This is a genomic window from Tsukamurella ocularis (assembly GCF_965138335.1).
Taxonomy (GTDB): Bacteria; Actinomycetota; Actinomycetes; order Mycobacteriales; family Mycobacteriaceae; genus Tsukamurella; species Tsukamurella ocularis_A.
The window spans coordinates 1-19025 of sequence record NZ_CBCSDV010000037.1; the positions used below are offsets into that span (position 1 = coordinate 1).

Sequence of the window (19025 nt, forward strand, 5' to 3'; positions counted from 1 at the left end):
TCGGGGTCCGGGGCGGGGGCGGGATCGGGGAGGTCGTCGAGGCCCGCCGCGGGCAGGAACATCGCGAAGACGGTCGGCTTGCGGCTCTGCAGCTGCAGGCGGCCGCCGTCGGCCTCGACGAAGGCGCGGGCCAGCGCCAGGCCCACGCCCGTGCCGTCGCCGACGGAGTAGCCGCGCCGGAAGATGCGCTGCGCGTCGGCGTCGGAGATCCGCGCCCCCTCGTCCGCCACGGTGACCAACACCGTGTGCGCGCCGACGGAGCCGAGGGTCACCGTCACCGCGCCGCTGCCGTGCACCAGCGCGTTGTCCACGAGCACCGCCGCGGCCTCCCGTACGCGCGTGGCGGTGGCGCGCGCGTGCAGCGGCGGACCGTCGGGCGGCCGGACCGTGAGGCGGCGCCCGGCCCGCGCGAACGACGGGGCGAGATCGTCGAGCAGGGGAGTGAGCTCGGCCCGCAGGTCGACGGTGCCCTGCGCGGACCGTTCGGCGCGGGACATGCGCACCATGTCGCCGACCGAGGAGGTCAGGCGGTCGACCTGGTCGAGGGCGGCCCGCGCCTCGGAGACCACCTCGGGATCGGGATGCAGGGTCAGCTCGTCGAGGCGGATGTGGATCGCGGTGAGGCGGCTGCGCAGCTGGTGCGAGACGTCGCCGACGATCTGTCGCTCGCGCTGCAGCCGGTCGGCGATCTCCACCGTCGCGGTGTCGAGCACGTCCAGCACGCGGTCGAGTTCCTCGATCCCGTGCCGGTGCGGATCCGGGCGGAAGTCGCCGTTCGCGAGGCGCTGCGCGCGGCCGGCGACCTCCTGCACGGGGTCGGCGACGCGGCTCGCGGTGACCGCCGCGACCACGACGCCCGCGGTCAGCGACAACACCATGACGATCAGCTCGATGCTGAGCGCGCGGAACTGGTCGTCGCGCACTCCGGCGTAGTCCTGCTCGATCCGCAGCATTCCCGCATCGCCCAGCGAGGTGCCCTCCACCATCGCGTGCTCGAGCGGGCCCCGTCCGACGGCGAGCTCGCGCGATGCGCCGGTGCGGTCGGTGTACGTGAGGACCAGGCGGCCGTCGGAGGGGGTCAGGAGGCGGAGGGCCTCGACCGGCGGCTCGTCGGTGACGCCCGTGCGCTGTTCCTGGAGCAGGATCGCGGAGGAGGCGCGTTGCAGCCGGTGCTGCAGGTCGGTGCGGGCCGTGTCGTCGAGCCAGCGCCACGTGTAGAACATGAGCGGCAGGCCCAGGAACAGGCCCGTGACGGCGACCACCGCGATGGTCGAGCGGAGGATCCGGTACCGCACGCCCGGGAGGCTCAGCGGTCGGCGGAGGCGCCGCGCGTCTCGTCGTCCGGGATCGACTCCTGATCCGGGGCGTCGCGCATGTCCTCGGGGAACGCCCAGCGGCGCAGGGCCCAGAAGCGGAAGGCCATCTGCAGCAGGTTGCCCACGATGTAGTTGAGCACGAAGTCGACGATGATCAGCGTGGTCTTCGAATCGACGTTGCGCAGGTCGAAGAAGTTGTTCGCGATGAAGATCGGCGCGGCCATGATGAGCACGCCGATGCCCGAGATCGCGAAGAAGAGCAGCGCCTCGTGGTGCTTCTCGCGTCCGCCGCGGTGCTTGAAGCTCCACTCGCTGTTGAGGATGTACGAGAGGATCACGGCGCAGACGCCGGAGAAGACCTTCGCGACGGTCGGCTTGTCGTCGAGGACGGTCAGCACGAGGCCGTAGAAGATGGCGAGGTCGAAGACCGCCGTCGTGCTGCCCACGATGGCGAACTTGATCAGCTCGTGGTGCTGCATGACGAGTCCGCGGAGCGGTGCCGGGGTGCGATCCAGAATCGCCTCGATGAATGCCACGTGCGCCACTCTAACGGAACCGTGAATAGTACCGCGGAGAGTGTGACGCGCTCGGTACCGGGGCCGTGCGGTGTGCCGGGCGCCCCCGCACTGTCGTGGACCTGCGATTATGGAGCGGTGAGTGAAGTACAACCGCGCCGTTCGCGGCCCGTCGTGGCGATGGTCGGCGGAGGTCAGCTGGCCCGCATGACCCATCAGGCCGCGATCGCGCTGGGGCAGTCGCTCCGCGTCCTGGCCGCCGCACCCGACGAGCCCGCACCCCAGGTGTGCGCCGACGTGGTGCTCGGCGATCACGACCGGATCGAGGACCTGCGCCGCGTCGCGACCGGGGCGCACGCGCTGACCTTCGACCACGAGGGCGTACCCACCGAACACCTGCTGCAGCTGCAGGCCGAGGGCGTCACGGTGAACCCGCCGCCGCAGGCCCTGCTGTACGCGCAGGACAAGCTGGCGATGCGGCACCGGCTGGCCGAGCTCGGCGCGCCCGTGCCGGGCTTCGCGGAGATCACCGCCGCCGCCGACGTCGAGGCCTTCTGGGCGCGGTTCGACGGTGCCGTCGTGCTCAAGGCCGTGCGGGGCGGCTACGACGGCCGCGGCGTGTGGCTGCCGGACACGCTGGCCGAGGCGGTGGCAGTGGCCGACGAGCAGCTCGCCGCCGGGGTGCAGCTGCTCGCCGAGCAGCGGGTGGAGCTGGCGCGGGAGCTGTCGGCGATGGTCGCGCGCTCGCCCTTCGGGCAGGGCGCCACCTGGCCCGTCGTGGAGACGGTGCAGCGGAACGGGCAGTGCGCCGTGGTGCTCGCGCCCGCGCCGAACCTCTCCGACGAGGAGGCCTCCTTCGCCGAGTCGCTCGCGCTGCGGCTCGCGAACGAGCTGGGCGTCGTCGGCGTGATGGCCGTCGAGCTGTTCCAGACCCCGTCGGGCGAGATGCTGGTCAACGAGCTCGCGATGCGCCCCCACAACTCCGGCCACTGGTCGATGAACGGCTGCGTGACCAGCCAGTTCGAGCAGCACGTGCGAGCGGTGCTCGACTACCCCCTCGGCGACACCGCCGCGACCGCGCCGCTCACCGTCATGGCGAACGTGCTGGGCGCACCGTCGGAGCCCGAGATGGGCGTCGACGAGCGGCTGCACCACCTCATGGCCCGGATGCCCGAGGCGCACGTGCACATGTACGGCAAGGAGGGGCGGCCCGACCGCAAGGTGGGGCACGTGAACCTGGTCGGCGCACCGGGCGGCGACCGGAACGATCCCGACTACGTGGCGGAGCTGCGGGAGCGGGCGGAACGCGCGGCGCACTGGATGGCGACCGCGGAGTGGACCGATGGATGGAGCGAGCATGGCTGAGTCTTCCGGCCCCCGGGTGGGCCTGATCATGGGCAGCGACTCGGACTGGCCGACGATGGAGGCCGCCGCCGAGGCGCTCGCCGAGTTCGGGATCCGGTTCGAGGTGGGCGTGGTCTCCGCGCACCGCACCCCGCAGCGGATGCTCGACTACGCCAAGGGCGCCGCGGATCGGGGCGTCGAGGTGATCATCGCGGGCGCCGGCGGCGCCGCGCACCTGCCGGGCATGGTCGCCTCCGCGACCCCGCTGCCGGTGATCGGCGTGCCGGTGCCGCTCAAGCACCTCGACGGCATGGACTCGCTGCTCTCGATCGTGCAGATGCCCGCCGGGATCCCCGTGGCGACGGTGTCCGTGGGCGGCGCCCGCAACGCCGGACTCCTGGCCGTGCGGATCCTCGGCGCCGCCGATCCGGCGCTGCGCTCCCGCATGGCCGCGTTCCAGGCGGACCTGGAGAAGATGGTGCTGGCCAAGGACGAGGCGCTGCGGCGCAAGTTGCTGGAGGGCTGATCGGCGACCGCCCGTGCGGTGGTCGGTGGGCGATCGCGGGGCACGATGCGCGGGTACTTCGCTTGAGCGCGTCCATTCACGTTCTGAATAACCACTGGTAGGCGAGTTGAACCTGCTGCCGAGCAGGTGCTCTTCAGTTTCCGTACGGCTCGCGGTGTCCGCCATGGTCCGGTCCGCTCGTGCTCCCGCCGTTGCAGCCCGGTGCCGGGGCGCGTCGCCTAACCTGAACCGCATGGGCGGACAGGTGCGGGTGCACAACTTCGCGATCTCGCTGGACGGTTTCGGGACGGGCGCTGACCAATCGGTGGACGCGCCCTTCGGTCACGCCGGTGGGTCGCTGATGTCGTGGTTCTTCGGGACCCGACGGGGTGCCGCGATCCACGGGCTGACCAGCGCGGCCCGCGGCGTCGACGACGCCTTCGCCGAGGCCTGGGACGAGGGCATCGGCGTCGAGATCATGGGGCGCGGCAAGTTCGCNCCCACGCCCGAGGTGCTCGCGGACGAGTCCTGGCGCGGCTGGTGGGGCGAGCAGACGCCGTTCACCACGCCGATCGTCGTGCTCACCAGCACACCGCGGCCCGTGTTCACCACGGGCGACGGGGTGGAGTTCCGGTTCCTCGACGCCTCGCCCGCCGAGGCTGTCGCCGCCGCCCGGGAGATCGCGGGCGAGCAGGACATCCGGATCGGCGGCGGCGTGGCGACGGTCCGCGAGTTCCTCGCCGCCGACCTCGTCGATCACCTGCACCTCGTCGAGGTGCCGATCGTGCTCGGTCGCGGCGAGCGGCTGTGGGACGGGCTCGAGGGCGTGCAGGAGCGGTTCTCGATCGAATCGACGGTGAGCCCCGCCGCGGGCGTGGTGCACCGCGTCTTCACCCGCCTGCCGCGCTGAGTGTCGCGCGGCCGGGGCGGAGCGCGGACTCCGATGCGGGTCGCCTCGTCGTGGTCGGGCGGCGGCGCGCGCCGACGACCCCGGGGCACTCCCGCGGGTGTTCCTTCCTCGTCATCGGGTTGCAACCCGATGACGGGAGAGAAACTCCCGCGGGAACGCATCGAAAGGCGGCGCGCGGTGCATCGCCGCGCAGGCAGCCGGGCACGTGGCTACTCACGGGTCAGTAGCACTCGATGCAGACGAAGTCCCAGGACGCCGTCTGGGCTAACACTGTTAAGTCGGGGGAGGCGGCGGCGAGCGTGGCGCGGGCTCGGCGGAGGTGCACGTTGTTCCCGGGGACAACGGCACCGTCGAATACTGGTTACGTGCGACTAACTGACCTTCGAACCGGCATGGATACAATCAGCGCGGACCACACACGTAGACGCTGATGGAGGCCTCATGGCTGGCAACCCCGACTTCGACCTGTTCCAGCTCCCCGAGGAGCACGAGGAACTGCGCGCCGCCATCCGGGCGCTCGCGGAGCGCGACATCGCGCCGCACGCCAAGGACGTCGACGAGAAGGAGCGGTTCCCGCAGGAGGCGCTCGACGCGCTGGTCGCCAGCGGGTTCAACGCCATCCACGTGCCCGAGGAGTACGAGGGCCAGGGCGCCGACTCCGTCGCCACCTGCATCGTCATCGAGGAGGTGGCCCGCGTCTGCGGCAGCTCCTCGCTGATCCCCGCCGTGAACAAGCTCGGCACCATGGGCCTGATCCTCAACGGCTCCGAGGAGCTCAAGCAGCACGTGCTGCCGTCGCTCGCCAGCGGCGAGGCCATGGCCTCCTACGCCCTCTCGGAGCGCGAGGCCGGCTCCGACGCCGCGTCGATGCGCACCCGCGCCCGCAAGGACGGCGACGACTGGGTCCTCAACGGCTCCAAGTGCTGGATCACCAACGGCGGCAAGTCCACCTGGTACACCGTCATGGCCGTCACCGACCCGGAGAAGGGCGCCAACGGCATCAGCTCCTTCATCGTGCACAAGGACGACCCCGGCTTCTCGGTCACCGGTTACGAGCACAAGCTGGGCATCAAGGGCAGCCCCACCGCCGAGCTGGCCTTCGAGGAGTGCCGCATCCCCGCGATGCGCATGATCGGCGCCGAGGGCACCGGCTTCAAGACCGCGCTGCAGACCCTCGACCACACCCGCCCGACCATCGGTGCGCAGGCCGTGGGCATCGCGCAGGGCGCGCTCGACGTGGCGATCGAGTACATCAAGGACCGCAAGCAGTTCGGCAAGTCCATCTCCGAGTTCCAGGGCGTGCAGTTCATGGTCGCCGACATGGCGATGCGCCTCGAGGCCGCCCGCCTCATGGTGTACACCGCCGCCGCCCGCGCCGAGCGCGGCGAGAAGAACCTCGGCTTCATCAGCTCCGCGTCGAAGTGCTTCGCCTCCGACGTCGCGATGGACGTCACCACGGACGCGGTGCAGCTCCTGGGCGGCGCCGGCTACACCCGTGACTTCCCGGTCGAGCGCATGATGCGCGACGCCAAGATCACTCAGATCTACGAGGGCACCAACCAGGTGCAGCGCCTCGTCATGTCGCGCCAGCTGCTTCGCTGAGCCGCCCGCCGGGCTGATACCGGCCCGCCCACGGTTCGATAACGATCCGCCCCTCCCGACCTATCCGCACATAGCCTGGACCGGACGAGAGGGGCGGACGTGTCGGTGAGGACGATCCATCGATCGGTATCGGGGGCGACGGTGCTCGTCCTGGGGGCGATGCTGGCCGCGTGCGACGGCTCCGGGCCGGTCACGGCCCCGTCGGGCATCGGACGCCCGTCGGTGACGACGGTGACCGGCGCGGCACCGTCGAGCACGGGGACGGCCACGAGCGCACCCCGGAGCGCGCCGGCCACGACGAGCGCCTCCGTCGCCCCGGGCGCGACGATGCTGAAGGACCTGCGCACGGGCGCCAGCGACGGCGCCGATCGCGTGGTGCTGGAGTTCACCGGAGCGGTGCCGCCCTACCGCGTCACCCGCGACGCCGGGCCCGTCCTCGACTGCGGCTCGGGCGCGGTGCTCGGCGGGCCGGGGGAGTACCTCGTGGTGCGCGTCGAGCCGGTGGCGATCTTCGACGACGCCGGGAAGTCGGCGTACACCGGCGAGCGCGGCGTCGCGGGCCCGGGGCGGGCGGTCTCCCGCGCTATCATCACCTGCTCCTTCGAGGGGCAGCTGCAGGTGGCGCTCAAGCTCACCGGCAACGCGCAGCGCTACGCGGACTCCACGCTGACCGGGCCCGGGCGCATCGTCGTGGACGTGCAGCAGTAGCGGTCAGGCGACGCGGGCGGTGGCCTTCTCGGTGACGAACTTGTCCGTGAGCGTGTCGGCGTCGGGATGCGAGACGTGGATCACGGAGGCCGGCGCCGCGAGGGGCGCGAGCAGGCCGTCGTACAGGTCGTCGACGGTGCGCCACTCCCGGGTGGAGAGCACCCGGTCGCCCGCGGCGTAGCCGGCGGACGCCGCGAGGGCCGTCGCGCGGGCCAGCACGATCTCGGCCGGGTCACCGGCGAGCACCGGGACGTCCGCACCCGCGCCGCCCGGGGTGAAGGCGTCGGGGTGCACCCGCACCTCGGTGGTGTAGTCGTCGATGCCCGGCGGCAGGTCCGGCACGGCCAGCCCGAAGGCGTCGAGGCCGACCGCGAGGATCTCGTCGCCCTCCGCCTCGTCGATCCGGTCGGGCGCGGCGAAGGTCACGTCCCCGGACTCGCCGAACCGGACGTCGCACCCGGCCCACCAGGCGCCGAACAGGATTCCCGCGGTCTGCCAGTGCGCCGGCAGCAGCACCCCGACCGGGTCGCCCGGGCCGAGGCCGTACTGGTCGCGCAGCAGGTTCCCGCACTTCGCGGCCCAGTTGCCGAGCGTGATCGCCGAGAGACCCATGCGCGCGCCGGCGGCGTCGTCGTACCAGGTGAACCGCGGAGCGGCCCCGTCGGCCTGGACGATCGGCACGAGCAGGCGATCGGTCACCGTCAGTCCACGCACGGGACACTCCCGTCCTGCTGGGCGGTGAAGCCCGGGCGGTTGAGCAGCGAGCTGATGCGCGCCGCCTCGCTGGGGTCGAGCGCCTCGGTCATGCCCGGCGGGATCGACGTGGTCGTGGTCGCGGCATCGGAGTCCGAGCCGGAGTCGCTCGACGAGCCCGGGCCGCTGTAACCGTCCTGGATCAGCACCTTGACGTGCCCGGACTGCACCGCGCCGCTGGCCACCACGGGCAGGCCGCCGAGCAGCGCGGCCACGGCCTTGGCGCCCTGGTCGTTCGCCGAGCTCGCCAGCACCGCGCTCGTGGAACTGGCGGAGGACTCGCTGGACGAGGCGTTGCCCGTGGAACCCTGCGCGAAGCCCTTGCCGCCGAGGAAGGTGGAGACGGTGCTCGCGAGGCCCGACGTGGTACCCGCGTTCACGACGTCCACCGTGTAGGACGCGCGGTTCACCGACGGCACGGCCGGGGCCGACGAGCTGGTCTTCGTGGCCTTCGACGTCACCTCGGGCTTCTCGCCGAGCAGGCCCGCGACGTACGCCTGCACCTGCTTGGGGTCGACGACCACGACGGACTGCTGGCCGTCGTCGCTCCAGCCGTCGTCGCGGACCACGGGCACCGTGGAGAACTGCACCTTGCCCGCGGAGAGGTTCGCGAGCTCCTTCGCGAAGCCCATCACGTCCCACTCCTGGTCGAGCGTCACCGAGGACGACATCGCGCTCTGCAGCTCGCTGAGCTTGCTCGGGCTGGTGAGGGTGCCGGTGGAGAGGATCTTGCTGGCCAGCGACGCCATGAAGACCTGTTGGCGGGTCACGCGGTCCAGGTCGCCGCGGGGCAGGCCGTGCCGCTGGCGCACGAAGCTCAGGGCCTGCGGGCCCTTGATCGTCTGCTTGCCGGCCTTGAACCGGGCGCCCGAGTAGGAGTCGTTGACGGGCTTCTTCAGGCACACGTCCACGCCGCCGACGGCGTTGGTCAGGCGGGAGAAGCCGTAGAGGCCGATCTCCGCGTACCGGTCGACCGAGACGCCGGTCAGATTCGCGACGGTCTCGATGAGCGCCTTGCGGCCCTCCTCGTTGCCCTTCTGCACCGCCGTCTTCTCGTCGTCGCCCTTCGCCATCGCCTGGTCGCGGGTCACGTTCGCCGCGCCGGCGAAGGCGGAGTTGATCTTGCCCTTGCCCTGGTCGGGGATCGCGACGTAGGCGTCGCGGGGGATCGAGATCGCGGTGGCCGATCTCCCGTCGTTCGGGATGCGGATGAGGATGATGGTGTCGGTGTTGAGGGTGCCGTCGTCGACGCCCGCGTTGAGTCGCGCCAGCTCCTGCTTGGTCAGCGGGTTGCCCTTGGCGTCGGTGCGCGAGTCGGTGCCGACCAGCAGGATGTCGGTCGCGCCGTCGGGCTTGGCCGCGATGCTGGGGCCGCGCACGATGTCGCCGGCGAAGTTGGACCACCAGAACCAGGCGACGCCGGTCACCACCAGCACGATGGCGGTGATCAGCGCGATGAGGGCCTTGCCGCTGCGCTGCAGCCGCTCGCGGGTGTCGGCGGGGAGGTCCCCGGCGCGGGGGACGGGCCGGGCCCGCAGGCTCGGCGCACCGTCGCCCTGGTTCTCGGCGCGCACGCTCCGGCGTCGCGCCCGGACGCGCGTCTCCTCGGCCTCCGTGGCGGAGCGCTCGGCCGCTGCGCGGTCGGCTGCTGCGCGCTTGGCGTCGGCACCCCGGGAATGGCGTGCGCCGCGTCGGCTGGGGCTGTCGGACACCCACCACTCCTCAACGTCGGGAAAGCGGGCCGGCTGCTTCGGCCCGCATGGTCACATCTCCATAACGGTACCGACTCGACATGTGAACACTCCGCAGACGCGGCCGTCACGTACCGTTCGCGGTGTGGAACTGGTGATCACCGGCGCGTCCGGACAACTGGGATCGGCGCTGGTCGCGGCCGCCGCTTCGCGCGGAATCGCGACCCGCGCGCTGGGGCGCGCACAGCTCGATGTGACTTCGCCACAGTCCGTCGCCGGGCTCGCGATGGGGCCGTCGACGGTGCTCGTCAACTGCGCGGCGCACACCGCCGTCGACGCCGCCGAGGCCGAGCCGGAGGCCGCCGCGGCCCTCAACGCCGACGCTCCCGGCCTGCTCGCCGAGCGCTGCGCCGCCACCGGCGCGCGGCTCGTGCACGTCTCGACCGACTACGTCTTCGGCCCCGCCCCGGTGCCGCCGCGGCCCTGGGAACCGGGCGACCCGACGGGGCCCACGAGCGTCTACGGGCGCACCAAGCTGTCGGGTGAGGCGGCCGCCCGCGCGGCCGACCCGCGGACCGTCGTGGTGCGGACGGCCTGGGTGTACACGGGGCGCACCGCCGGCCCGGACGGTGCGGCCGCCTGGGCGCGGGACTTCGTCGGGACCATGGGGCGGCTCGCCGACGACGGCGTCGATCCGAAGGTCGTCGACGATCAGACCGGCTCGCCCACCTACGCCCCCGACCTGGCCGCGGGCCTGCTCGACCTCGCCCTGCTCCTCGGCGCGGAGCCGGAGCGGCCCGGCGCGGTGCTGCACGCCGCGGGCGGAGGTGCGGCCACCTGGTTCGACGTGGCCCGCGGCGTCTTCGAACGGGCCGGGGCCGATCCCCGGCGCGTGGCGCCGTGCACCACCGCCGACTTCCCGCGGCCCGCGCCGCGCCCCGCGTACTCGGTGCTCTCGTCCGCCGCCTGGGCCGCGTGGGGGCTGGCGCCGCTGCCGGACTGGCGCGACGCGCTGGACCGGGCGCTGGGGCGGGCGGNGGCACCGTCGNACCCGNCCGACCGGTAACCTGGCCGCGTGCCCGGAACCGACACCCCGACCCCCGCGATCGCCGTGGTCACCGTCACCTACTCGCCGGGCGAACACCTCGAGAACTTCCTGACCAGCATCGACGGCGCGTTCTCGGGCCCCGCGCCGCGGGTGCTGATGGCCGATAACGGCTCGGTCGACGGTTCCCCGGAGGCCGCCGACGCGGCACACCCGGAGGCCGAGCTGCTGCGCACCGGCGCGAACCTCGGCTACGGCGGCGCGATCAACTACGCCGTGGCGCGCCTGCGCGCCGATGACGAGCGCGGCGGACCGTCGTTCCCCGACTTCCTCCTCATCAGCAACCCCGATGTGGTCTTCGGCCCGGGCGCGATCGACGCGCTCGTCGAGGCGGCCGCGCGGCACCCGCGCGCCGGATCCCTCGGCCCGCTGATCCGCGACCCGGACGGCACCGTCTACCCCTCGGCGCGGAACCTGCCCAGCATGCGGCTCGGGATCGGGCACGCGCTGCTCGGCACCGTCTGGAAGGCGAACCCGTGGACGCGGGCCTACCAGCAGTCGCAGGCCGAGGTCGCCGAGCGTGCGGCGGGCTGGCTCTCGGGCTCGTGCCTGCTGGTGCGGCCCGAGGCCTTCGCGGAGATCGGCGGTTTCGACGACCGCTACTTCATGTACATGGAGGACGTGGACTTCGGCGACCGGCTCGCCCGCGCCGGCTGGAGCAACGTCTACGTCCCGACGGCGGAGATCGTGCACGCCAAGGGGCACGCGGCCGGAAAGGTGCCGGAGCTCATGCTCCCCGCGCACCACGAGTCCGCGTACCGGTTCTTCGCCGACCGGCACCCCGGTCCGGCGGCCGCGCCCCTGCGCGCGGCGATGAAGGTGGGGCTGGCCGCGCGCTCGCGGGTCAGTGTTCTCGCGGCGACGCGGAGACGAAAAGGGGAATGATGACCTCGGTGGATCAGGACGCCGGTGTGGACCTCAGCGATGTGGAGGCCGTGATCCTGGTGGGCGGCAAGGGCACTCGCCTGCGCCCGCTCACCCTGTCGGCGCCCAAGCCGATGCTGCCCACGGCGGGCAAGCCCTTCCTCACCCACCTGCTCTCGCGCATCCGCGACGCCGGCATCCGCCGCGTGGTGCTGGGCACCTCGTTCAAGGCGGAGGTCTTCGAGGAGTACTTCGGCGACGGCTCCGAGCTGGGGCTCGAGCTCTCGTACGTGGTGGAGACGGAGCCGCTGGGCACCGGCGGCGGCATCCGCAACGTGCTGTCGGCGTTGCGCGCCGAGACCGTGCTGGTGTTCAACGGTGACGTGCTCGGCGGCTCGGACATCCGCGCCGTCGTGAACACGCACCGCGAGAAGGACGCCGACGTCACGATGCACCTCGTGCGCGTGCCCGACCCCCGCGCCTTCGGCTGCGTGCCGACCGACGCCACCGGCCGGGTCACCGCGTTCCTCGAGAAGACGCAGGATCCGCCGACCGACCAGATCAACGCCGGCTGCTACGTCTTCAAGCGCTCGGTGATCGAGGAGATCCCCGCGGGCCGGCCGGTATCGGTCGAGCGCGAGGTCTTCCCGGCCCTCCTCAACGGCGGCAGCCGCCTCTACGGCCACGTCGACTACGGCTACTGGCGCGACATGGGTACCCCGGAGGACTTCGTCGCCGGCAGCTCGGACCTGGTGCGCGGGATCGCCCCGTCGGCGGCCCTCGACGGAGGGCGCGGCGAGTGCCTCATCCACCCCGGCGCCTCCGTGGCGCCCGGCGCGCTGGTGATCGGCGGGTCCGTCGTGGGGCGCGGCGCGGAGATCGGCGCGGGCGCCCGGCTCGACGGCGCCGTCGTCTTCGACGGGGTGCGGATCGAGGCCGGCGCGATCGTCGAGCGGTCGATCATCGGCTTCGGCGCGCACATCGGGCCGCGGGCCCGCATCCGCGAGGCCGTCATCGGCGACGGTGCCTCCGTGGGCGCCCGGTGCGAGCTGCTGCACGGCGCGCGCGTCTGGCCCGGCGTGGAGCTGCCCGACGGCGGCGTGCGGTTCTCGACGGACGTATAGGGGCGCGCGGTGGCTGACTTCCTGCGGTACGTGGCGATCGGGGACTCGTTCACCGAGGGCGTCGGCGATCCGGACCCGACGGGGACGCACGAGTACCGGGGCTGGTCCGACCGGGTGGCGGAGGTCCTGGCCGCTCGCTCTCCGGATTTCGGGTACGCGAACCTGGCGATCCGCGGCAAGAAGATGGACCAGATCGTCGCCGAGCAGCTGGATCCGTGCCTGGAACTGGCCCCGGATCTCGTGACCGTGTACGCCGGGGCGAACGACCTGATCCGGCCGTCCGTGGACGTCGACGCGGTGGTCTCCGCCTACGACGCGCTGCTCGCGCGGCTCGCGGCGTCCGGCGCGACGGTGGTGGTGTGGACCGCGGCGGACACCCACGGCAGCGGCATCTTCGGTGCGCTCCGCGGCCGGTTCGCCATCTACAACGAGCTGGTCCGCGAGATCGCGGCCGACCGCGGGCTGCTGCTGCTCGACTACTGGCGGATGAAGGAGTACCGGGACCTGCGGATGTGGGAGTTCGACCGGATCCACATGTCGCAGCCCGGGCACCTGCGGATGGCGATCGAGGTGCTGGATCTGCTCGGTGTGCCGCACGCGCTGTCGGTGCCGGATCTCGGTCCGGCGCCGGTGATCTCGGCGGCCGAGGACCGCGAGATCAAGCGGAAGTGGCGGCGGGAGTTCGCCTACCCGTGGATCTCCCGTCGCGTGCGCGGCATCTCCACGGGCGACGGCCTGCCGCCGAAGTACCCGACGCTGTTGCGGCCCGTCGGGGCGGACTCGCAGGTGTAGCGCACACCGAACCGGGGGGATCGGTCGTGGTGCTGTGAAATCGTGACCACCCGTGACAGCACGGACGCGGAGACGCGGGTCGGGAGAACCTTCACAGCGGTTTCGGCGCGCGAATCGCAGGTCGGAGTCACCGAAACCGCGGTGAATCGCGACGGCCGGGTTGGCGACCACGCGTCGTCCGTCGTGTCACGGGTGGTCACGATCTCCTCGCGCGTGAACGACATCGACGGCGACCGGCGACCCCGGATCTGGAGCGCGGCGCACCGTCGGACCGGGGGAACGGAACGGGCCTACTGCTCCGGGGGGACGAAGGCCTTCGCGGCGGCGACGAGGCCGCCGCCGAGCGGGAGGATCACGGGGAGCAGGTTCTCGTCCGCCGCGATGATGCGGGTGGCCTCGCGGGCGGCGAAGGCCTCGTCGTCGTACGCCTCCGGATCGGGGATGCGGTAGCCCGCGTCGCCCAGGTTCACTACCACGACCCCGCCGGGGCGGAGCAGGCGCACCGCGTCGATGACGTAGCGCGGGTGGTCGACGGGCTCGCCGTCGATGAAGATGAGGTCGTACGCCGCGTCGGCGAGCCGGGGGAGCACGTCGAGCGCGTGGCCGTTGATGAGGCGGGTGCGGTTCGCGGCGACGCCGGCCTGCTGGAAACCGATCTTCGCGGCGGCCTGGAACTCCTGCTCCGAGTCGATCGTCGTGAGCACCGAATCGGGGCGCATGCCCGAGAGCAGCCACAGCCCGCTGATCCCGGCGCCCGTCCCGACCTCCACCACGGACTTCGCGCCGCCCGCCGCGGCGAACACGGACAGCAGCGCTCCCACCGACGGGGAGACGGCGTCGACGCCCAGGTCGGCGGCCCGCTCGCGGGCGGAGGACATCGCCTCGTCCTCGACGATGGCGTTCTCGGCGTACGTGACGAGGGCGGATGCGGCGGATTCAGACACGCCGCAATGGTAGCCCGTCGCCTTCCGGCAACCCCGCCGTGACGCAATAGTTAGCAAAGGCGATGCATGCACAGGCAACACTCAGGGAGGAATCAGCGCTCCCACACCGCGGCAGGGAAAGGTATCGGACAGTGAAGAACGCCCGCCGTGGAATTGCCGATCGTGGGAACAAAACGGTCGCCCCGGGAGTTCTGGACGAGTAAGAGCGCCCCGCCGCCCGGCGGAGGCACGAGGAGGAGCGCATGGCCCTGGCCCGCAAGGCCGGACCCCGGCAGGAGTCGCAGCCCCAGGCTGCGTACGCGACGTTCGACGACGAGCGCGCTGCCGAACCCGCGGGTACCGCCGCATTCGATGCGTCGGGCGACCGTGCTGACATGCCCACCTGGGACGAGCTCGTCCGCGAGCACGCCGACCGCGTGTACCGCCTCGCCTACCGGCTCTCGGGCAACGCGCAGGACGCCGAGGACCTCACGCAGGAGACCTTCATCCGCGTCTTCCGCAGCCTGCAGAGCTACGAGCCCGGCACCTTCGAGGGCTGGCTGCACCGCATCACCACGAACCTGTTCCTCGACATGGTCCGCCGCCGGAACCGGATCCGCATGGAGGCGCTGCCGGAGGACTACGAACGCGTACCGTCGTCCGACCCGGACCCCGGCCAGATCTACGCGGACGCCAACCTCGGCCCGCAGCTGCAGAACGCGCTCGACGCGCTGGCGCCGGAGTTCCGCGCCGCCGTCGTCCTCGCCGACATCGAGGGCCTCAGCTACGAGGAGGTCGCGGCCACGCTGGGCGTGAAGCTCGGCACGGTCCGCTCGCGCATCCACCGCGGCCGCAAGTCCATCCGCGAGGCCCTGGCCAATCAGGGGCTGACCAGCAGCGCCGCGCTCGCCTACTGAGCGCGGGCGCCGGCACCGTCGGGAACTCCCGAGCGACTCCGGTCGTTGAACCCGGAAGTGCAGGTACTGTGGCGGTAGAACCGCGGTACGCCCGAACGGACCGAGCAGGAGAGGGGAGCGGCGTGGAGCACCTCAGTGGCAGTTTCAAGCGCGCCTTCTCGCGTCGCCCGGGCGAGTTCTCGTCCACCGAGCACCTCGCGTACGAGGCCGTCGTCGCGTTCGTCGACGGCGAGCTGCGGATGAACGCGCACCTGCGCGCCGGCACCCACATCGCCCAGTGCGCCATGTGCGCGGCCGAGGTCGACGCGCAGCGCCAGGTCCGCACCGCGCTGCGCGAGTCCGGCGAGATCACCGTGCCGCACCACCTGCTGGGGCAGCTCTCCCAGATCCCCACCGAGTGCCACAGCGGCAGGCCGCCGTTCGACGGTTTCCCGACCTTCTCACCCGAGTCCTCGCGACGCGACGAGCGCGACAAGCGCGGCCGGCGGCGGAACGCTCGGTAGATTCGAATCCGTGACCTCCGATCCCGACGTCCGGCATCCCCGCCTGGAGCCCCGCCCCACGTACCGTCCCTCGGTGTCCGAGGGCGAGCAGGTCGTCTTCGGCAGGCCGGACGGGGTCGACGGTGCCTTCGCGCCCGAGTCCGTCCGGAGCGCCACCGGCCGCGGGCCGCAGCCCCGGGCCGCCGCGCCCGACCCCGTGCTCACCGAGGCCTTCTCCCGCCCGCCCGGCGCCACCGACGCACTGCAGCGCGATCCGTACGCCGGCCCGCTCGTGCCCGAGCCGGAACCCGAGCCCGAGGACCCGTGGCGCGACACCGACTCGCTCGCCGGCCTCGGTGAGCCCGGCGTCCCGGCGCTGCCGCGGGCGGTTCCGCAGCCCGATCCCGAGCAGCTCGGCGTCCGCGACGTCCTGTTCGGGCGCCGCGTCTCCATGCGCGCGCTCGCGATCCTCGGCGTGCTGGCGCTGATCATCGGCCTGCTCGGCGGCGCGATCGGCCGGATCACCGGCACCACGATCGAGAAGCTCACCGACTCGCGCGTCACGCTGCCCGCAGCGGAGGGCAAGCCCGCGGAGGCGGGCGCCGTGGCGTCCATGGTCGGCAAGGTCGGGGCGAGCGTCGTCACCATCGAAGTGCGCACCAAGACCTCCGGCGAGACCGGCTCCGGCTCCGTCATCGACGCCGAGCGCGGCTACATCATGACCAACAATCACGTCGTCGAGACCGCGTCCAACAACAAGGACGCCAAGATCGAGGTCGTCTTCTTCAACGGCACCCGTACCCCGGCGCAGCTCGTCGGAACGGATCCGTACACCGACGTGGCCGTCGTCAAGGTCTCCGTCGACGGGCTGCAGCAGATCGCCCGCGGCGACTCCGGCGAGCTGGTCGCCGGGCAGCAGGTCGTGGCCATCGGCTCCCCGCTCGGCCTGCGGCGCACCGTCACCTCCGGCGTGGTGTCCGCGACGCACCGTCCGGTCCAGGGCCCCGCGAACGGACCGAACCCGCCCGCGACCTTCGACTCGGTGCAGACCGACGCCGCCATCAACCCCGGCAACTCCGGCGGTCCGCTGCTGGACCTGCAGGGACGGCAGATCGGGATCAACACGCTCGGGCTCTCGCCCGGCGGCGGTGGGTCGATCGGCTTGAACTTCGCCATCGCCTCCAACGTCGCCTGGCCGATCGCCGAGTCGATCATCCGCGGCCAGAAGGTGGTCCACGCGGACCTCGGCATCAACGGTCGCGAGGTGAGCAACGAGGCCGCGTCGGGCGTGCGCGTCGAGAACGTGAAGAAGGGCGGCGCCGCCGAGAAGGCCGGGATCCGCGAGGGCGATGTCATCACCAGGGTCGGCGACACGGAGGTCGCGGAGGCGGCCGACGTCATCGTCGCCATCCGCGCCGCCGGCGTGGGCAAGGAGACGACGGTGACCGTCGCGCGCGACGGTCGGCAGGTGCCGATCACGGTGACCCCCGAGCCGCTGAGCTGAGCCGCTGAGCTGAGCCGCTGAGCCGGACCACTGAGCTGAGCCGCCGGGCGTGCCGCCGCGGCGTGCGCCCGGTGCTGAGCTTCCCGTAGCATGGCGGGGTGTTCTCGAATCTCGGCATGGGGGAGATCCTCATGCTGGTCGTCGTGGGTCTGGTGATCCTGGGGCCGGAGCGGCTCCCGGGCGCGGTCAACTGGTTCTTCACGTCGCTACGGCAGGTGCGCGACTACGCCACCGGCGCGACCCAGCAGCTCAAGGACGAGATGGGCGGCGACTTCGACGCGATCCGCGAGCCCCTGCAGCAGATCCAGAACCTGCGCGGCATGACGCCGACGGCCATCGTCACCAAGCACCTCCTCAACGGCGACGACAGCGTGATCCGCGAGATGTCCGACCAGGTGCGCTCCACAGCTGATGCGCTGAACCTGCGCAAGGCGGTCGACGCGGCGGCGCCCGTCGCCCCTGTCGCCTCGCTGGAGAAGCCGGCCCCCGTCGCCTCGTTGGAGAAGGTCGCGCCCGAGATCCCGGCCGGGCCGATGCCCACGATGCCGCGGATGCACAAGCCGCTGGCCCCCGAGGAGCGCCCACCCTTCGACGTCGACGCGACGTAACGCGCGCGGTCGCGACGCCCGCTCGAGCCGCTCGCGCAGGGCGGCAACGGATACGGGACGCCCATACAGATAGTGGATAACCGCAGGTGAACCGGATCCAAGTCGGGCTTCACCTGCGGTTATTCAGAATGTGTACGGCTCGCCGTGCGAGCGGCGTCCCCCTCGCTAGAGGTGGCGGGTGGTGTCGATACCCAGCGACATGCCGGCCAGGCCGCGCTTGCGGACGGCGAGCTTGTCGGCGATGGCGCGCAGGGCCGAGCCGGTGGGGGAATCGGGCGCGGAGAGCACCACCGGGGTCCCCGAATCGCCGGCCTCGCGCAGCTGCGGGTCCAGCGGGATCTGGCCGAGCAGGGGCACATCGGCGCCCACGGCGCGGGTCAGGCGTGCGGCCACCTGCTCGCCGCCGCCGGACCCGAAGACGTCGAGAACCGTACCGTCGGGCAGCGTCAGCCCGGACATGTTCTCGATGACGCCGGCCACGCGCTGGCGGGTCTGCAGCGCGATGGCGCCGGCCCGCTCGGCGACCTCGGCGGCCGCGGTCTGCGGGGTCGTGACCACCAGGATCTCGGCACCGGGGATGAGCTGCGCGATGGAGATCGCGACGTCGCCCGTACCCGGCGGCAGGTCGAGGAGCAGCACGTCGAGATCGCCCCAGAAGACATCGGCGAGGAACTGCTGCAGCGCGCGGTGCAGCATCGGGCCGCGCCACACGACGGGGGTGTTGCCGGTGGTGAACATGGCCACCGAGATCACCTTCACGCCGTGCGCCTGCGGCGGCATGATCATCGAGTCGACCTGCGTGGGCCGCGCGTCGGTGCCCATCATCCGCGGTACGGAGTGGCCGTAGATGTCGGCGTCGAGCACACCGACGGACAGGCCACGGGCCGCGAGCGACGCGGCGAGGTTCACCGTCACGGAGCTCTTGCCCACGCCGCCCTTGCCCGACGCGACCGCGTACACGCGGGTCAGCGAGCCCGGCTGGGCGAACGGGATGACGGGCTCGGCCTTGTCTCCGCGCACGGTCTTGCGCAGCTCGGCGCGCTGCTCGTCGTTCATTACGTCCAGCTCGACGCGCACCGCGCCGGTGCCGGGCACGTCGGCGACGGCCGCCTGCACGCTGTCGACGATCCGCGTGCGCATGGGACAGGCGGAGGTGGTCAGGTACACCTCGACGTCGACCGACGAGTCGGCCTGCACCGCCACCGACTTCACCATCCCCAGATCGGTGATCGGCTTGCCGATCTCGGGGTCGTTCACGGTGGCCAGGGCCGACCGGATCTGCTCTTCCGTAACCGCACTCATAACGCCCACCATCGTATCCGCAGGCCCGGGCGCGAGAAATCCGCCTTACCGCGGGGGACG

The 19025-nt window shown here is 72.2% G+C and carries 18 protein-coding genes and 2 pseudogenes; 14 read left to right on the forward strand and 6 right to left on the reverse strand.

Annotation, left to right across the window (positions count from 1 at the left end; genetic code table 11):
* Positions 1-1295: sensor histidine kinase (locus tag ACNAYW_RS22145; RefSeq protein WP_415851790.1), on the reverse strand; the 1295-nt coding region annotated here is incomplete at its 3' end.
* An 11-nt stretch (positions 1296-1306) separates the two neighbouring features.
* The gene (locus ACNAYW_RS22150; protein ID WP_146488900.1) at positions 1307-1852 is read right to left on the reverse strand and encodes a GtrA family protein; all 546 of its coding nucleotides are present in this window, start codon (positions 1850-1852) and stop codon (positions 1307-1309) included.
* A 117-nt stretch (positions 1853-1969) separates the two neighbouring features.
* Here ACNAYW_RS22150 and ACNAYW_RS22155 point away from each other — a divergent pair, with 117 nt between their 5' ends.
* The 6 genes and pseudogenes from ACNAYW_RS22155 to ACNAYW_RS22180 all read left to right on the forward strand — a co-directional run bounded on the left by ACNAYW_RS22155 (position 1970) and on the right by ACNAYW_RS22180 (position 6900).
* Positions 1970-3196, forward strand: a complete 1227-nt coding sequence (locus ACNAYW_RS22155) for a 5-(carboxyamino)imidazole ribonucleotide synthase (protein WP_415851791.1) — start codon at positions 1970-1972, stop codon at positions 3194-3196.
* A complete protein-coding gene (gene purE, locus ACNAYW_RS22160; protein WP_415851792.1) occupies positions 3189-3701 on the forward strand; it encodes a 5-(carboxyamino)imidazole ribonucleotide mutase in 513 nt (170 codons plus the stop codon). The genes ACNAYW_RS22155 and purE overlap by 8 nt, the downstream gene beginning before the upstream one ends.
* A 232-nt stretch (positions 3702-3933) precedes the next feature.
* Positions 3934-4178: pseudogene (locus ACNAYW_RS22165) on the forward strand (dihydrofolate reductase family protein); the annotation flags it as partial.
* A gap of 1 nt (position 4179) precedes the next feature.
* Positions 4180-4590: pseudogene (locus tag ACNAYW_RS22170) on the forward strand (dihydrofolate reductase family protein); the annotation flags it as partial.
* 441 nt (positions 4591-5031) lie between these two features.
* Positions 5032-6192: an acyl-CoA dehydrogenase gene (locus tag ACNAYW_RS22175; RefSeq protein ID WP_415851793.1), complete on the forward strand. Its 1161-nt coding sequence runs from the start codon at positions 5032-5034 to the stop codon at positions 6190-6192.
* 99 nt (positions 6193-6291) lie between these two features.
* On the forward strand, positions 6292-6900 hold the full coding sequence (locus tag ACNAYW_RS22180) for an AMIN-like domain-containing (lipo)protein (protein ID WP_415851794.1): 609 nt from the start codon (positions 6292-6294) through the stop codon (positions 6898-6900).
* A gap of 3 nt (positions 6901-6903) precedes the next feature.
* On the opposite strand, the gene ACNAYW_RS22185 is transcribed toward ACNAYW_RS22180, so the two are convergent.
* Positions 6904-7614 carry a TIGR03089 family protein gene (locus tag ACNAYW_RS22185; RefSeq protein WP_415851795.1) on the reverse strand — a complete coding sequence of 237 codons (711 nt, stop codon included), beginning with the start codon at positions 7612-7614 and terminating at the stop codon, positions 6904-6906.
* Positions 7602-9365: an LCP family protein gene (locus tag ACNAYW_RS22190; protein WP_415851796.1), complete on the reverse strand. Its 1764-nt coding sequence runs from the start codon at positions 9363-9365 to the stop codon at positions 7602-7604. The genes ACNAYW_RS22185 and ACNAYW_RS22190 overlap by 13 nt, the downstream gene beginning before the upstream one ends.
* A 133-nt stretch (positions 9366-9498) precedes the next feature.
* Between ACNAYW_RS22190 and rfbD the strand changes: the two genes are divergently transcribed.
* From rfbD to ACNAYW_RS22210, 4 genes are all read left to right on the forward strand, one after another.
* Positions 9499-10381 (forward strand): dTDP-4-dehydrorhamnose reductase (rfbD, locus tag ACNAYW_RS22195; RefSeq protein WP_415851818.1); only part of this gene is annotated, 883 nt, incomplete at its 3' end.
* A 38-nt stretch (positions 10382-10419) separates the two neighbouring features.
* On the forward strand, positions 10420-11334 hold the full coding sequence (locus ACNAYW_RS22200) for a glycosyltransferase family 2 protein (RefSeq protein ID WP_415851797.1): 915 nt from the start codon (positions 10420-10422) through the stop codon (positions 11332-11334).
* Positions 11335-11342: 8 nt separating this feature from the next.
* A complete protein-coding gene (gene manB, locus ACNAYW_RS22205; protein ID WP_458629950.1) occupies positions 11343-12437 on the forward strand; it encodes a mannose-1-phosphate guanylyltransferase in 1095 nt (364 codons plus the stop codon).
* Positions 12438-12446: 9 nt separating this feature from the next.
* Entirely contained in the window at positions 12447-13229 is a 783-nt protein-coding gene (locus ACNAYW_RS22210; protein WP_415851799.1) for an SGNH/GDSL hydrolase family protein, read from the forward strand.
* Positions 13230-13519: 290 nt separating this feature from the next.
* On the opposite strand, the gene ACNAYW_RS22215 is transcribed toward ACNAYW_RS22210, so the two are convergent.
* Positions 13520-14173 carry an O-methyltransferase gene (locus ACNAYW_RS22215; RefSeq protein WP_415851800.1) on the reverse strand — a complete coding sequence of 218 codons (654 nt, stop codon included), beginning with the start codon at positions 14171-14173 and terminating at the stop codon, positions 13520-13522.
* A 242-nt stretch (positions 14174-14415) separates the two neighbouring features.
* Here ACNAYW_RS22215 and sigE point away from each other — a divergent pair, with 242 nt between their 5' ends.
* The 4 genes from sigE to tatB all read left to right on the forward strand — a co-directional run bounded on the left by sigE (position 14416) and on the right by tatB (position 17663).
* On the forward strand, positions 14416-15069 hold the full coding sequence (sigE, locus tag ACNAYW_RS22220; protein ID WP_415851801.1) for an RNA polymerase sigma factor SigE: 654 nt from the start codon (positions 14416-14418) through the stop codon (positions 15067-15069).
* Positions 15070-15191: 122 nt separating this feature from the next.
* A complete protein-coding gene (locus tag ACNAYW_RS22225; RefSeq protein ID WP_415851802.1) occupies positions 15192-15572 on the forward strand; it encodes an RNA polymerase subunit sigma-70 in 381 nt (126 codons plus the stop codon).
* A gap of 10 nt (positions 15573-15582) precedes the next feature.
* Positions 15583-17055 carry a S1C family serine protease gene (locus tag ACNAYW_RS22230; protein WP_415851803.1) on the forward strand — a complete coding sequence of 491 codons (1473 nt, stop codon included), beginning with the start codon at positions 15583-15585 and terminating at the stop codon, positions 17053-17055.
* Positions 17056-17153: 98 nt separating this feature from the next.
* Positions 17154-17663, forward strand: coding sequence for a Sec-independent protein translocase protein TatB (tatB, locus tag ACNAYW_RS22235; protein ID WP_415851804.1), 510 nt, complete (start codon positions 17154-17156; stop codon positions 17661-17663).
* A gap of 165 nt (positions 17664-17828) precedes the next feature.
* On the opposite strand, the gene ACNAYW_RS22240 is transcribed toward tatB, so the two are convergent.
* Entirely contained in the window at positions 17829-18965 is a 1137-nt protein-coding gene (locus ACNAYW_RS22240; protein ID WP_415851805.1) for an Mrp/NBP35 family ATP-binding protein, read from the reverse strand.
* Positions 18966-19025 lie beyond the last annotated feature (60 nt).